Here is a 15,255-nt window from a genome sequence, read left to right on the forward strand (position 1 = left end):
GCTAAGTCACTGTCACGATTGAGGAGTTTTATCAAGCTAAAACAGGGCGAATTGGCCGTGCTGATCGTGATCTATACAGTTTTATGCAAAAGCACTGCTATAAATGGGTGCAGGAAAATGCATTTTTTCATACAATAGCCGCACCTCGATATAGGTGCAAATAATGAGTAATACCACCCCTGATTTTCAAGCAGACGAATTTTTACTGGACCATTATGTAGGCAAAACGCCACTGGTGCGTTTGCAGCGTCTGGCTAGTCACACTCAAGCCACAGTACTCGCAAAACTCGAAGGAAATAATCCGGCAGGCTCGGTCAAGGACCGTCCAGCATATAACATGATCATGCAGGCGGAAAAGCGCGGACAGATCAAACCGGGTGATACCTTGATTGAGGCGACCAGCGGAAATACAGGGATTGCATTGGCGATGGTTGCGGCCATGCGTGGTTACAAGATGCAGCTGATTATGCCGAATAACATGAGTCAGGAACGTAAGGACGCAATGCGTGCTTATGGTGCTGAACTGATTGAAGTGACCAAAGAGCAGGGCATGGAAGGTGCACGTGATCTGGCCTTGCAAATGCAGGCTGAAGGTAAAGGTCTGGTGTTAAACCAATTTGGTAACCCGGACAATGTCGAAGCGCATTACCTGACCACAGGTCCTGAAATCTGGCAGCAAACAGGTGGTAAAATTACACACTTTGTCAGCTCAATGGGTACTACAGGTACGATCATGGGCGTATCTAAATATCTGAAAGAAATGAATCCGGATATTCAGATTGTGGGCCTACAGCCATCTGATGGTTCTAGTATTGCCGGTATCCGCCGCTGGCCAGAAGAATATTTGCCAACGATTTTTGATCGTAGCCGTATCGACCGTATTATCGATATTCCACAGATTGAAGCGGAACGCACAATGCGTAAACTGGCGCAAAAAGAAGGTATCAGTGCCGGTACATCTTCTGGCGGTGCAGTTTGGGCATCCATCAAGCTCGCAGAAGAAAATCCGGATGCAGTAATTGTATGTATTATCTGTGACCGTGGTGACCGTTACCTGTCTACAGGCTTATTCTCTGTACAAGACCCTGAATAATTTTTGAGAAATCTTTTATGCGCCTGCCTGTTTTAACTTTCGATATTGAAACCCAAACCGATCTTAAATCAGGCGCGCATCTGTTTGGTCTGGATCTGCCCGAGGCTGATCTGGATCAGGCCCTGACCAAGTTACGCCGTCAGGAATCAGGCTCGGACTTTCAGCGTCTGCCTTTGCATGAGATTGTCTGTATTTCCGGTTTATGGATGGATGAACAGGGTATGCGCCTGTTTTCTTTCAGCCGTGAACAATACAGTGAAGCAGAGATTTTAAAAAAATTCTTATCCATTTTTGAAAAGCGTCATCCAACTCTAGTCAGTTGGAATGGCTCACAATTTGACCTGCCGGTTATTCTTTATCGGGCCATGTATCATGGTTTATCTGCCCCAAGTCTGTTCGATCAGGGCGAAATCGATACGCAAAAGCGTTATAATAACTACCAGAATCGTTACCATCAGCGTCATGTTGATTTGATGGATGTTATGGCCATGTTTCATGCCCGTCATTTTCAGAAACTGGATGATGTTGCTCATTTACTGGGTTATCCAGGCAAGCGTGGTGATGGTGGCTATCATGTACCTGAATATGTACGTAACCAGCAATGGAACGCACTCACCAGCTATTGCGAAGGTGATGTGCTCAATACCTGGTTGGTCTATATTCGCTGGCTGTTGCTAAAAGGCCAGTTGATGTTGCCTGATTATCAGCATCTGGTGCAGAGTACGATTCAATACCTGCATACCCAGCCGCAACATGCAGATTTTTTATCAGTCTGGCGTGAAACCTCACAAAGAACTGAATTTACCCGTTTTGATTTTCCCATCTCCACATCCTAGGTTTTCATGAAACGTCGAGTACAACCACGTCCAGCGCCGCAATCCGAGTATATTTTTCAGGTTGAATCACTCTCACATGAAGGACGTGGCATCGCTCACTATGGTTCACATCCGGATCATCCACTTGAAAAGCATGGTAAGAAAGTCTTTATCCGCTATGCCTTGCCGGGTGAAACCGTACGTGCCCGCATTACCCGTGAAGTCAAAAAACTGGAAGAGGCGGATAGCCTTGAGTTGCTCAGTGAGGCTTCCGAGATCAGGGTCAAACCTGTGTGTCCACATTTTGGCGTATGCGGCGGCTGCAATATGCAGCATATCCATCCAGATGCCCAAATTGAACTTAAGCAGAATGTTCTGAAATCACATTTGCAGCATTTTGCCGGGATTCAGCCTGTAGAATGGCTGCCACCGTTACGTTCACAACGTGAAGATTACCGTCGTAAAGCCCGGATTGGGGTGCGTTATCTGCCTCAAAAAGAAAAGTTGGTGGTTGGTTTTCGTGAAAACCAGTCCAATAAGCTGACCTCGATTGACCGCTGCATGATTCTAGATCGCGAGTTTGGATCGGTTACACGTCTTAAACAATTGCTCCAAAGTCTCGATGGTCAGGCAGATATTGGTCATATAGAATTGGCTATGGGTGATCATGACATTGCGTTGCTCATTCGTGAAACCGCAGAATTATCGGTAACAGATGTCAACCGATTGCGCCAATTTACGTTAGAGAAAGGTTGGCAGCTTTATTTGCAGCCTGCAGGCCAAGATTATTTGAAGCGGATTGATGAGCCTGAACAGGCAGCACGCTTACACTATGGTCTTGATGACTTTGATGTGGAATTCGGTTTTAATCCATTGGACTTCACTCAGGTCAATTCAACGATCAATCCGCAAATGGTGCGCTTGGCATGTGATTTGCTTCAATTACAGCAGGGCGAACGCGTTCTGGATCTGTTTTGTGGATTAGGAAACTTTTCTTTGCCACTGGCGCGCTGTGTTGGTGCGTCTGGTCAGGTGGTTGCGGTTGAGGGAAGTGAGGAAATGGTGCAACGCGGTGCGGAAAATGCTAACTATAATGGTATTGCACAAGTTTCGTTCTATTCACAAGATTTAACCAAAGATTTTTCGCACCAGTCTTGGGTAAATCAAGGATTTGATGCATTATTAATCGACCCGCCACGTGCTGGAGCAGAAGAAGTCATGCATTATATTCCTCAGTTTGGTGCCAAAAGAATCGTTTATGTGTCATGTAATCCTGCTACGCTTGCAAGAGATGCAGGGCTACTGGTACAACAGGGTTATCAGCTAACGAAAGCCGGTGTGATGGATATGTTTACGCATACCGGACATGTCGAGTCGATTGCCTTGTTCGAAAAAGAAAATTAAATAAACGATCAAAGAGATGATGTATCTAAAAGTAGGAGAAGGGTATGGTCACAGTACGTGAGCAACTGCCTGGGCGGCTCACTGAGTTGTCACAGGAGGCGACTGTAGAACATGCCGAACAAGCACAGCAGGATCTGACTGAATGGTTAGATCGGGTTCGTGGCATATTAGACGGGGCTCCCCTGAAGCAGCTCGAAGAAGTTGCCCGTTTAACCTTAGAAAAAGAGCTACAAAGTACGATTCAGCATCGCTCTAATACCTTCTATACCGGTATTGAAATGGCGGATATTCTCGCGCATCTCTATGTCGATGAAGATACCTTGTCCGCTGCCATGCTTTACCGCGCAGTACGTGAAGGCGTCATGCCACTGGCAGAAGTGCAGGAAAAATTCGGTGAACAGGTCTACAGTCTGGTCAAAGGCACGCTGTCCATGGGTAAGCTGTCTGAGCTGATTGAAAAAAATAAACGCCTGGAAGATCACTTTAATAATAACCAGCGTGAACATCTGTCTGGCATTTACAAGATGCTGATTTCAGTGACAGAAGATGTCCGCGTCGTGTTAATCAAGCTGGCAGAACGTACCTATGCACTGCGCGAACTGGCCAATTCTTCACGTGAACGGCAAGAACGGGTCGCAAGAGAAATTCTCACCATTTATTCTCCTCTAGCGCATCGTCTCGGGATTGCCCAGTTGAAATGGGAACTCGAAGATCTGGCCTTCCGCTATCTGGCGCCAGAACGCTATAAAGAAATTGCCTCTTTGCTGAATGAAAAGCGTCTGGAACGTGAACAATATATTCAGTTCGTGATTGATAAATTGCGTGAAGAGCTGGCAGAACACGGCATTGAAGCTGAAATTAACGGCCGGGTGAAGCACATTTATTCGATCTATCGGAAAATGAAAAGCAAAAGCCTGAGCTTCGACCAGCTGTATGACATCCGTGCGCTGCGTGTACTGGTGAAAAGCGTGCCTGAGTGTTATCACACGCTCGGGATCGTACATCAATTGTGGCGACATATTCCGCATCAGTTTGATGACTATATTACCAATCCGAAAGCCAATGGCTATCGTTCTTTGCACACAGCTGTGATTGCGGAAAACAAGTCACTTGAAGTGCAGATTCGTACTTATACGATGCATGAAGAGGCCGAGCTTGGCGTATGCTCGCACTTTAACTATAAGGAAGGCTCGAAAAATACCGATACTTCCTTTAATCATCGTCTGCATTCCTTGCGTGCAGTGATTGAGCATTATCAAGAACGCAATGAAGCCAGTGCACATAAGGATGAAGAAGAGGAAGTTGAAAATTTTGAGCATATTCAAGATTTTGAAGGCTTCGAAAAAATCTATGTGTTCAGCCGTGATGGTGATATTAAAGAGTTACCACGAGGTTCAACCGTACTCGACTTTGCCTATCATGTACATACGGAAGTCGGCAACAAATGCTATGCAGCCCGGGTCAACCAGCGCTATGTACCTTTAACCTATGCCTTGAAAACTGGTGAACAGGTTGAGATTCTGACCAAGAAAGACCGTGAACCAAATCGGGACTGGTTGGTTAATTCACTGGGTTATATCAAGACTGCACGTGCCCGTGACAAGTTACGTCACTGGTTCCGTCAGCAGGATCGCAGTAAGAATCTGGAAGTGGGTCGTGAAATTCTGAATAAAGAATTGGCACGTCTAGCAATTCACCCGAAATCAATCGACTTGGGTGATTATTGCAACCATTTCAATGTGAAAAGTGGTGAAGACATTCTGATTGGTCTGGTGAATGGTGATATCAGCCTGCATGCCCTGATCAATCAGGTGAACCGTCATATGCATCTGGATCAGGATGAGCCTGAACTGGTGCTGAAACCGGCGTTGAATCCGCGTGCCAGCCATACTTTGTCTGCACATGGTATTCTGATTGATGGTCTGGATAACGTCGAACTGCATGTAGCCCAGTGCTGTCAGCCGGTGCATGGTGAATCGATTGCGGGTTATATTACGCTGAATCGCGGTGTAAGCATCCATAAGGTGGCTTGTCCGGATTATGTACGCATGATCTCGCAGGAACCGGAACGTGCGGTAGAAGCCGACTGGGAAATGCAGCCGACTCGCGGTCAGAGCGTGCAGATTGTGGTGGAAGCCTATGACCGTCGTGGTTTGCTTAAAGATCTGACTCAGGTGATTTTCTCGGATCAGATCAATATCCGTCAGGTAAATACTATTTCTGAAGCAGATGGTATTGCCAATATGAAGCTGTTGATCGAAGTTAAAGGCTTGGCTCAACTTTCCAAATTATTGGCCCGTCTTGAACAGCAGCCGGGAATTATCAGTGCCCGCCGTCTGGTTCAAGGTAACTGATTCTTTTTAGGCATGATTAGAAAAGCCCGCAATTCAATTGCGGGCTTTTTTGTTATAAGGTGTGCTGAAGAGGGAAAAGAGCAAATAATAAACATGAGTGCCACGGAAATATTTGAACTGAGACGAAATAATCTGGCCAAAGTAATCGATCAGTTGATTGATAGCCAGCAGTTTAACAATGGCAAAGAGATTTGCGAGCACTTTGGTCTGTCTGCAGCCTATATTACCCAGCTATTGAACAGTAAGCGCCAGATTGGAGAAAAGGCTGCACGAGAACTTGAACAGCAACTGGGTTTGGAATGTTTAATATTGGATCGTGCTGAAGCACCTGTCATTGAAGTGGCATCTAGTCCTGTAAAAATAACTTTGTTCCAGATGCAGGTTGTTGAGCAGCAAGCCTTTAAAATGAAAACTATAGATTCGGCAGAAAGACTTTTACCATGGCTTAAATTGGAGCTTCAGCATTATGCCATTCAGGTCACAGGACAATATTATTTTCCGAGCCTAAAAGCAGGCTGGTGGTTGGTCTGTGATGCGCAAGCTGTATTACAGTCATCTGGCTTGGCGTGTCTTTATTTAATTAATGGACTGCAACTCATTGTGGAGCTGATGTCGGAAAACCAGGACAGCTATCAGATCCAAAGTCTGGATGAAAGCCGCAAGGTCAGTTTCCAAAAGTCTGATGTAGCTAAAATCCATCCTGTGATTGCCATAGTGCCTCAGCATTCAATTTTCTTAGACCAGAAAAAATTCAGCCCATCATAAGATGGGCTGAATAGTGAAATCGAAAACGGGCAGCTTATGGAAGCTGATTTTCGTCTTCAAATTCTGGTTTCACCTGAACAATAAAGTCCTGGCGATTCAGACCGCGCCACAGGGCAAAGGCTGTACCGATATAGATCGAAGAATAGGTACCGACAAAGACACCCACAAACATCGCAATCGAGAACCATTTCAGACCAGCACCGCCCATGATCATCATGGCCACTACAACCAGTAATAAAGTCATAGAAGTATGAATGGTACGGCGTAAGGTTTCAGTCAAGGCAATATTGATAATTTCAACAGGTTCGGCACCCCGGATCTTACGGAAGTTCTCACGGATACGGTCAGAGACCACGATATTATCGTTAAGTGAGAAACCGATGATCGCCAGTAGTGCAGCCAGAACCGTAAGGTCAAATGGCCATTGCATCATGGCAAAAATACCAATCGTCACCACGATATCGTGGAACAATGACAGTACCGCACCCATCGCCAGTTTGAACTCAAAGCGGATAGTGACATAGACCAGCATCAGCAAGAGGGCAAGAGCAACTGCACCCGCAGAACGCACATACAGCTCGTTACCGACCTGTCCACCGACTACATCGACCTTAGGTACCTGAGCCGCATTGCCTGGCAGCTGAACTGCTGCAGTAACGGCTTTGGTAAGGTCTTCTGCTTCAATATCTTCCTGAACCGGCATACGTACCATCAGGTCACGTTCCGAGCCCAGCGTTTGCACGACCGCATCATCAAAGCCAGCTTTGCTGAGTGCCTGAGTTACATCATCAGGTTTTACCGGATTGGTATAGTTCAGCTCTGCTGAGACACCACCAGTAAAGTCCAGACCGAGGTTCAAGCCTTTGGTCGCAATAAAGAAGATGCTGGCAACCGTCAGGATGATAGAGAACACTGCCGCAGGCAATGCAATCTTCATAAACGGAATGATACGTTCGTCTTCAGGGCGACCGTACTGTTTCTGATTCAGTTGAGTATTTTCAGTCATCATCGATCTCCTAAATGCTCAACTTTTTCAAGTTACGTTTTTTGCCATAGATGATCTGTACGATCGCACGGGTTACGGTAATCGCCGTAAACATCGAGCAGACAATACCAATCATCAGGGTTACAGCAAAGCCTTTGATTGGACCAGTACCAATTGCGAACAGAATGAATGCGACCAGGAAGGTAGTTAAGTTCGAGTCGAAAATGGTGTTATAGGCTCGATCATAACCGGCCACAATTGCCTGTTTCGGCGAGGCGCCCCATTTCATTTCTTCCCGTATCCGCTCACAGATCAGTACGTTGGCATCGACCGCCATACCGATGGTAATCACGATACCCGCGATACCCGGCAGGGTGAGGGAAGCGCCAATCCACGACATCACTGTCAGAATCATCGCCAGGTTAACGACCAGCGCAAAGTTGGCAATTACACCAAACAGACGGAAGAATACGACCATCCAGATCGCTACTAGAATGAAGCCGATTTGGGTAGAGAGTACGCCTTTATCAATATTTTCCTGACCCAGACTTGGACCAATCACACGTTCTTCAACGAAATACATTGGCGCAGCCAGAGCACCAGCACGTAGCATCAAGGCAAGCTCAGAAGCTTCCTGAGGTGAGTCCAGACCGGTAATACGGAACTGAGAACCCAATACTGCCTGAATGGTAGCAGCGTTAATCACCACAGATTCGGTATATGGTGTACGCACTTCAGTTTGTGCACCTGTTGCCGGGTCTTCTACGTAGCTGATCTTTTGCTTGTTCTCAATGAACAGTACCGCCATACGTTTGCCTACGGCATTACGTGTGGCATCTGCCATCAATTTACCGCCAGCGCTGTCCAAAGTAATATTAACTTCAGCACCACCAGTATCCTGACTAAAGCCAGAAGATGCATTTTGTACACGTTCACCGGTCAAAATACGGTTACGGTTTAGCAATAACTGACGACCACTGTCCAGAGATTCATAAGCAAATGCCTGAGTTCCTGCTGGAGCTGTACCACTTAATTGGCCAGTATAAGGATCGATGTATTGATCATTCAGATCAGACACCAGACGGAATTCCAAGTTCGCCGTACGACCCAAGACACGTTTTGCTTCTGCGGTATCCTGTACACCCGGAAGTTCAACCACAATACGGTTGCTACCTTGGGTTTGTACCAGCGCTTCAGCCACACCTAACTCGTTAATACGGTTACGTAAAGTAGTTAAGTTCTGGTTCACCGCATAAGATTCGATTTCCTGCTTACGCGTATCGGTATAGTTGAGGCGTAAAGTCGAACCGGTTTCAGTCGCCACTGCCTGCTGGTTGAATTCATTGCCATTACGGCGCAAGAAATCCATGACGGCAGCACGATCATCATTATTGGCAAACTGCACAACAATGGTGTTATTGCTTAAATTCAGGCTATTGAATTTCAGGTTGTTATCACGCAGCTGACGACGCAGGTCAGTTGCAGAGGTGTCCATACGCTGTGCAATCGCCTTGTCCATATCCACTTCTAATAGGAAGTGAACACCACCACGTAAGTCCAGACCCAGTTTCATTGGTTTGGCGCCAATTTTCTGTAGCCATTCTGGGGTGGTTGGAGCAAGGTTAAGTGCTACGACGTATTCATCACCTAAACCACGGCGTAAAGCTTCTTTGGCTTTCAGCTGTGCTTCACTTGAATTTACACGTAATAAAGCAGCGTTATTACTAAAGCTATTGTCGTGAGTTGCAATATTTTCAGTTGTTAAAATCTGCTCTGCTTTTTGTACGATGCCTGCGTCAATCTGAGTACCGGCTTTGGCACCCGAAATCTGTACAGCAGGTTCATCTGGATACAAACTTGGCAGGGCATATAAAGTACTGACCACCAGGACAACCAGGATCAGCACATATTTCCATGCTGGGTAACGCATTCGTTTTCTTCTTAAAATGAAAAAGTCGTGCGGGGAGCACGACTAATTTTGATTAAATGTTATTTAAAGTGCCTTCAGGCAGAACTGAGATCACACTCGCACGTTGAACTTTGACTTCTACACCGCGGCTCAACTCAACGACTGCGAAATCACCTTCAATTTTAGTGATTTTGCCCATTAAGCCGCCTGCAAAAACGACTTCGCTGCCTACGCCAAGGCTGTCAACCAGAGCACGGTGCTCTTTGGCACGTTTTGATTGAGGGCGCCAGATCAAGAAATAGAAGATTGCAACAAAAACCGCAATCATCAAAAGGTTAGCCATCAAGCTTGGTTGTTGTGCAGCTTCACCTGCAGCGTGAGCAGTCGAAATAAATAGGCTCATTTCATTTTCCTAAAATAAAAAACTGGTGATCAACTTGATAATAAATTGACATATTCTTGCAATTTACCCTGTCTTTTTCCTCAGCGCAAATGCTGAAAGATTAATCTTGTGGACAAGGTGGAACTTCCAGGCCACGACGAGCGTAAAAGTCCTGAACAAATTCATCAAAAGTTCCGTTATCCAGCGCATTGCGGATATCTTCGGTAAAACGCTGGTAATAACGCAGGTTATGGATGGTACCGAGCATAGAACCCAGCATTTCTCCACATTTCTCTAAATGGAACAGATAAGCACGGGTAAAGTTCTGACAGGTATAGCAGTCACAATGTGGATCAAGTGGGCTTTGATCATGACGGTATTGGCTGTTACGGATACGCACCAGACCATCGGTCACGAAATAATGACCATTACGTGCATTTCGGGTTGGCATGACACAGTCGAACATGTCTACACCGCGACGGATGCCTTCAACGATATCTTCCGGTTTGCCGACACCCATCAGGTAACGTGGTTTATTTTCCGGCATTTTGTTCGGAAGATAATCCAGCACCTTGATCATTTCTTCTTTCGGTTCACCGACAGACAGACCGCCAATCGCATAACCGTCGAAGTCAATCTCAAGCAGACCTTTTAAGGACTCATCACGCAGGTCTTCATACATCCCGCCCTGAATAATCCCGAACAGGGCATTTTTATTGTTGAGTTCATCATGATGATGTTTCTTGCAGCGCTCAGCCCAGCGTAAAGACAGCTGCAAAGATTTCTGCGCTTCTTCATGGGTTGCAGGATAAGGCGTACATTCATCAAAAATCATCACGATATCGGAGTTCAACGTATGCTGAATTTCCATTGAAATTTCAGGTGAAAGGAAAACTTTTGAACCATCGATCGGGGAGCGGAAGGTCACGCCTTTTTCTTCAATCTTGCGCATTGCACCCAGACTGAAGACCTGGAAGCCGCCTGAGTCAGTCAGAATCGGTTTATCCCATTTCATGAAACCGTGCAGGCCACCATGCTGCTTGATGACTTCAAGGCCCGGACGCAGGTATAAGTGGAAAGTATTACCGAGGATAATCTGTGCTTTAATACCTTCAACATCACGTGGCAACATGCCTTTAACCGTGCCATAAGTACCAACTGGCATAAAGACGGGTGTCTCTACTACGCCATGTTCAAGCGTTAAACGACCACGACGGGCACGACCCGACTGACCTAATTTTTCAAACTTCATAAGAGTTCCAAATCAAGGCGAAAAAACAGTTCGCTGATTACTAATGCGAATTAAAGGGCGCTATTTTCCTTGATTCTGACCTTAAACGCCAGCATTGTAGAGAATTCACTCTGTAATTTTATTTATCGATGAATAGAGGAAACATCAGGTGAAAAGGGTGAATTTGCAGAAAACTGCTGTAAACGCTGCATGATTTCTTCCCGGCTCAAGGCACAGCTGCCGTCAGGTTCAGCTGCCATGGCGGCGATATATTGGATCAGTTTCTGGATATAGATATTGCTGTCGACAAAATAAGATTCCAGCGTCAGTAAATAGGCATCCTGCGCCACTTCTAGATAGTCATAAGGCTCTATCGTGAGCATTTGTTCCAGATCAATCAAGATGTCTTTGTCACTTTGCGAAAGCTTGAAGCGTTTATGGGATGCAGGCAAAGGCTGAGCTTGTCGGGAAGCTAAAAAGTCCTGCAATAAGCGACTGTCGGAATTGAGTTCAAGTGCAGATCGGCATTCACATTCGGTCTGGGTCGGAACGCTGAGAAAAAAGATAATCGAATCTAGATCCAGACCATAAGCTTCAGAAAGTCGATGTTTGGCTTGCTTAAAAGTTTCTAGCAATAACTCCAAGTGAGTAGCAGGAAGCTGTTTTTGCTGGGCTAAGACAGGATGGCCAAAACTATGCTGGGTTTTAAAATACTCTGCCAGCCAAGTTTTAAAAGGCACGAGTTCAGATTGTGAAGAGGCTTGAGTTCTATAGCGCCATTTTCGTACATTCCAGCGATCCCGTTCGACCAGATATTGCTGTGGATCTTCAGGATCCTGAAAAATGCTACGTTCTGTGGAAATCGCCAGATCATCCAGCAATAAAAATTCGTCAAAGACCAGACTACAGGCATAGATGTGATCATCCTGATAACGGTCATACAGCTGATAAAATTCCTTGACCAGCGTCTGTTGCAAGTGTTCTAAATAATCCAGCATGATTTTTTATTCTTTTTATTGGGTTTTATAAGTGTATTGCTTTATCTCTCGCTATTTCATCATAAGCCAATGGATTGCAAATCAAAAACTATAAAATGTAATGATTTTTCTCAGTGGAAGTTCGGACGATAGTCAAAGTTTTGAGTCACGGTCTGGTCACGGAAAGGGCGTACTGCTTTCTTTCTGAGAAACATGTTATTGATAATATTGTGCGGGAAAATCTGAATCTGGTTATTGAAGAGTTCGACATTGCGGTTGTAGATGGTAATTGCAGCGCCGACATTTTCATTCTGTTCTTCAATTTCATTCATCATTTTCAGATAAATGTCATTAGCTTTCAGTTCAGGGTAGTTTTCAATCACCACATTCAGGCTGCGCATCAGTTCTTTATTCAGGTTTTCAACCCGTTGTAACTGGGCAATATCGGCATCCTGAATATTCAGGCTCATAATGTTCTGACGCAGTTCAGTGACTTTCTCTAAAGTTCCTTTTTCAAAACTGGAATATTGCTCAACCAGAGGTTGCAGACCATCCAGGATTTTTAGTTTTTGCCGCTCATAGCTGGCGACATCGGACCATGCACGAATAGTGGAGTTATGATGACGCACAATGCTGTTACGAATCATGATAATGGCAATAATGACCAGAAGCGGGATAATGACAAAAACAAAAAATCCCATAAAAGTAGTCCCCAGAAAAAAATAATTATTTTAAAAATTGCGTCAGATCAGTATGTAACTTTTCCAATTCTATTAATTTAAACGTTCTGAGATGGCCACGCAATGTGGAAATATCGTTAATTTTATGGTGTTTACTGGATACCTGAAATAAATCATGTGGTCCCAGATAGCAGAGCATATGGCTTTCCGGGTGAAACAGTAAATCGCCCTGACGCTGTTCAAAAAAGTCCGCCAGTCGAAGTACAAAACCGGGTGTGAGCATTTTGGCCATTTGCATCGGATCACTGCCAAAGAAATTTAATTTCTGGTTGGTGCGAATGTCGCTGCTGTGCCAAGGATGAGCATAAGGATAATGAAATTTCTTTCTGGAGGTAGTCACGGCTAGCCCCTGAATCTGAACATCAAAAACAAATACCCCCCAAAGGTCTTTATGTACCTGGGTCAGTTTGACCGGTTGACCTTCCTTATTGCGTACCTGAACTTCATGCACATAATGATATTGAAAGACCAGAACCTGATGTTGTTGACCATCTTCATCTTCCCAGACAGTGCTGGCATAGCGTGAAATTTCATTACTCAGAGAGCCTTGATTAAATACCGGAAAAAGACGTTTTAAATGGCTAATAAAATGTAGGGGATTCAGTGGAATCGAGATATGTTGTGGCTGCTTCTGAAAAGCCAGTTGGTATTTTTTGGCGAGCGCCTCATCTTCCAGATAGCGAATGACTTCATCCAGTGGCTTTCGATGTTCATAGCTGATATAAGCCCAGAACAATAGTAGACAGCCGAAGAAAACACCGCTTTGCATCCAGATATTGGCAGGCGCTACAAAGATGCAGCTAATCAGAAAGAGTCCGATTCCGGCCAGAGCAAGCGGTAAATTATTTTCAAATTTTAAGCTAATTGGGCCGTTCCATGGATGCAAGCCATCCAATAATTCCTGATGGCTTTTGGCCTGACGACCCAAATCCCAGAGCCGTGCGATATTGAGAAACACCACTTCATTTTTCTTACGTCGAATATGAATGGAATGCTGCACAGACTCGATCGGCATCGGGACGGTTCCTGTTGGTTATTGCGCTTGATCAATCAGCATGGCATCGCCATAACTGAAGAAGCGGTATTTGCTTTCAACCGCGTGCTTGTAAGCATTCAGGATGTTTTCGCGGTTAGATAGAGCCGAAACCAGCATGAGCAGGGTAGATTCCGGTAAATGGAAGTTGGTAATCAGACGATCCACCACTTTGAACTCATAACCCGGATAGATGAAGATTTGAGTATCACCGGTCCAGCCTTTCAGTTCACCACCATTGGCCTGAGCCGCACTTTCGGTCGCACGGGTTGCGGTCGTACCGACAGCAATCACTTTATTACCACGTGCTTTGGTGGCTTTGATCAATTCCATGGATTCATCCGATACCTGACACCATTCGCTGTGCATGATATGGTTTTCGATATCATTGGTACGAACTGGCAGGAAAGTACCTGCACCGACATGCAAGGTCACAAAGGTTTTCTGAATGCCTTTTTCTTCCAGTTTCTTCAGCAATTCTTCATCGAAGTGCAGGGAAGCGGTAGGAGCAGCAACGCTGGCCAGTTTTGTCGGATCATTGAAAACGGTTTGATAACGAACCGTATCAATCTCTTCCGCTTCACGGTTGAAATAGGGTGGAATTGGTAGCGCGCCGTATTTGTCTAAAACATCCAGAATCGGCTGAGAAAACTCGACAATAAACAGATTTTCATGACGGCCTTGAACGGTGACTTTGACTTCATCTGGACCAATAAATAATTCTGCACCAGCTTTAGGTGTATTGCTGGCCTTGATATGACAATGCGCAATGAACTGATCCATCATACGCTCAACCAGTACTTCAACTGCACCACCAGAGGCACGTTTACCTTTCAGGCGCGCTTTCATCACTTTGGTATCGTTCAGAACCAGCAAATCGCCTTCATTCAATAAATCCAGAATATCGGTGAACTGGTGATCGTGATATTGGCCATGTGCATCAAGGTGTAACAGGCGGGAAGCACTACGTTGTTCAAGAGGATAGCGAGCAATCAGCTCATCAGGGAGATCGAAACTAAAATCAGAAAGTTGCATGACAATTTACGATAAAAAAACTGCGGCTAGTATAAACTTTTTTCTTTTTTATGGCGGGAATTGCTCGATTATAAAACAAAAAAATAAGAATTGTTTTAAAATTAGGCAAATGTGTTTTTTCTGCGTTGACAAGTTTTTGAAACAGAGTAATATAGCCGTCATCCACTCCCGAGGTGGTGAAATTGGTAGACGCGGCGGACTCAAAATCCGCTGTCAGAGATGACGTGTCGGTTCGAGTCCGACCCTCGGGACCAAGATTCTGAAGAACCCCAAGCATATTAAGTCTTGGGGTTTTTTATTGCCTAAAAATAAGCACGTAGATGTGGACCTCATTGATTGATCGCATTCTGTATCTTTAATTTGGTAAGGCATCTTTCAGGATAAGAACCTTAATCAGCACTTAAATAACCCGAATCGCGGATAAAAAATTGACTTGAAAAATAAGAGGACTAGAGCCATCAGTTGAGTTACCACACAAAACTTAAAACTCTAGTCCCGATGTTTAATAGTACCGAATTATTTTGCGTAATTG

Annotated in this window: 13 protein-coding genes and 1 tRNA gene; 6 read left to right on the forward strand and 8 right to left on the reverse strand. The window is 45.0% G+C overall.

Features of this window, described 5'->3' with window-relative positions:
- Window positions 1–163 precede the first annotated feature (163 nt).
- The 5 genes from cysM (at window position 164) to FTU00_RS12820 (ending at window position 6,431) form a co-directional block, all read left to right on the forward strand.
- The gene (gene cysM, locus FTU00_RS12800) at window positions 164–1,093 is read left to right on the forward strand and encodes a cysteine synthase CysM (protein WP_034702431.1); all 930 of its coding nucleotides are present in this window, start codon (window positions 164–166) and stop codon (window positions 1,091–1,093) included.
- Between the two features lie 17 nt (window positions 1,094–1,110).
- Window positions 1,111–1,929 (forward strand): 3'-5' exonuclease, encoded by an 819-nt coding sequence (locus tag FTU00_RS12805; protein ID WP_159123080.1) that lies wholly within the window; start codon window positions 1,111–1,113, stop codon window positions 1,927–1,929.
- 6 nt (window positions 1,930–1,935) lie between these two features.
- Window positions 1,936–3,312 (forward strand): 23S rRNA (uracil(1939)-C(5))-methyltransferase RlmD, encoded by a 1,377-nt coding sequence (gene rlmD / locus FTU00_RS12810; protein WP_180179845.1) that lies wholly within the window; start codon window positions 1,936–1,938, stop codon window positions 3,310–3,312.
- Between the two features lie 44 nt (window positions 3,313–3,356).
- Entirely contained in the window at window positions 3,357–5,666 is a 2,310-nt protein-coding gene (locus tag FTU00_RS12815) for a bifunctional (p)ppGpp synthetase/guanosine-3',5'-bis(diphosphate) 3'-pyrophosphohydrolase (RefSeq protein WP_179992984.1), read from the forward strand.
- Between the two features lie 93 nt (window positions 5,667–5,759).
- Window positions 5,760–6,431, forward strand: a complete 672-nt coding sequence (locus FTU00_RS12820) for a hypothetical protein (RefSeq protein WP_179992983.1) — start codon at window positions 5,760–5,762, stop codon at window positions 6,429–6,431.
- Window positions 6,432–6,465: 34 nt separating this feature from the next.
- On the opposite strand, the gene secF is transcribed toward FTU00_RS12820, so the two are convergent.
- From secF to queA, 8 genes are all read right to left on the reverse strand, one after another.
- Window positions 6,466–7,440 carry a protein translocase subunit SecF gene (gene secF / locus FTU00_RS12825; protein ID WP_171064806.1) on the reverse strand — a complete coding sequence of 325 codons (975 nt, stop codon included), beginning with the start codon at window positions 7,438–7,440 and terminating at the stop codon, window positions 6,466–6,468.
- 7 nt (window positions 7,441–7,447) lie between these two features.
- Window positions 7,448–9,346, reverse strand: coding sequence for a protein translocase subunit SecD (gene secD, locus FTU00_RS12830; protein ID WP_159123076.1), 1,899 nt, complete (start codon window positions 9,344–9,346; stop codon window positions 7,448–7,450).
- Window positions 9,347–9,398: 52 nt separating this feature from the next.
- The gene (yajC, locus tag FTU00_RS12835) at window positions 9,399–9,728 is read right to left on the reverse strand and encodes a preprotein translocase subunit YajC (protein ID WP_004783613.1); all 330 of its coding nucleotides are present in this window, start codon (window positions 9,726–9,728) and stop codon (window positions 9,399–9,401) included.
- Window positions 9,729–9,828: 100 nt separating this feature from the next.
- Entirely contained in the window at window positions 9,829–10,959 is a 1,131-nt protein-coding gene (gene tgt, locus FTU00_RS12840; RefSeq protein ID WP_004783611.1) for a tRNA guanosine(34) transglycosylase Tgt, read from the reverse strand.
- 122 nt (window positions 10,960–11,081) lie between these two features.
- On the reverse strand, window positions 11,082–11,936 hold the full coding sequence (locus FTU00_RS12845) for a DUF4303 domain-containing protein (RefSeq protein ID WP_180179846.1): 855 nt from the start codon (window positions 11,934–11,936) through the stop codon (window positions 11,082–11,084).
- Window positions 11,937–12,046: 110 nt separating this feature from the next.
- On the reverse strand, window positions 12,047–12,616 hold the full coding sequence (locus tag FTU00_RS12850; RefSeq protein ID WP_180179847.1) for a LemA family protein: 570 nt from the start codon (window positions 12,614–12,616) through the stop codon (window positions 12,047–12,049).
- A 25-nt stretch (window positions 12,617–12,641) separates the two neighbouring features.
- On the reverse strand, window positions 12,642–13,670 hold the full coding sequence (locus FTU00_RS12855; protein ID WP_180179848.1) for a hypothetical protein: 1,029 nt from the start codon (window positions 13,668–13,670) through the stop codon (window positions 12,642–12,644).
- An 18-nt stretch (window positions 13,671–13,688) separates the two neighbouring features.
- Window positions 13,689–14,723 (reverse strand): tRNA preQ1(34) S-adenosylmethionine ribosyltransferase-isomerase QueA, encoded by a 1,035-nt coding sequence (queA, locus tag FTU00_RS12860; protein ID WP_180011730.1) that lies wholly within the window; start codon window positions 14,721–14,723, stop codon window positions 13,689–13,691.
- Between the two features lie 167 nt (window positions 14,724–14,890).
- Between queA and FTU00_RS12865 the strand changes: the two genes are divergently transcribed.
- Window positions 14,891–14,977: transfer RNA gene (locus tag FTU00_RS12865), tRNA-Leu, on the forward strand.
- Window positions 14,978–15,255 lie beyond the last annotated feature (278 nt).

It is taken from the genome of Acinetobacter sp. YH12041, from assembly GCF_013419975.1.
Lineage (GTDB): Bacteria > Pseudomonadota > Gammaproteobacteria > Pseudomonadales > Moraxellaceae > Acinetobacter.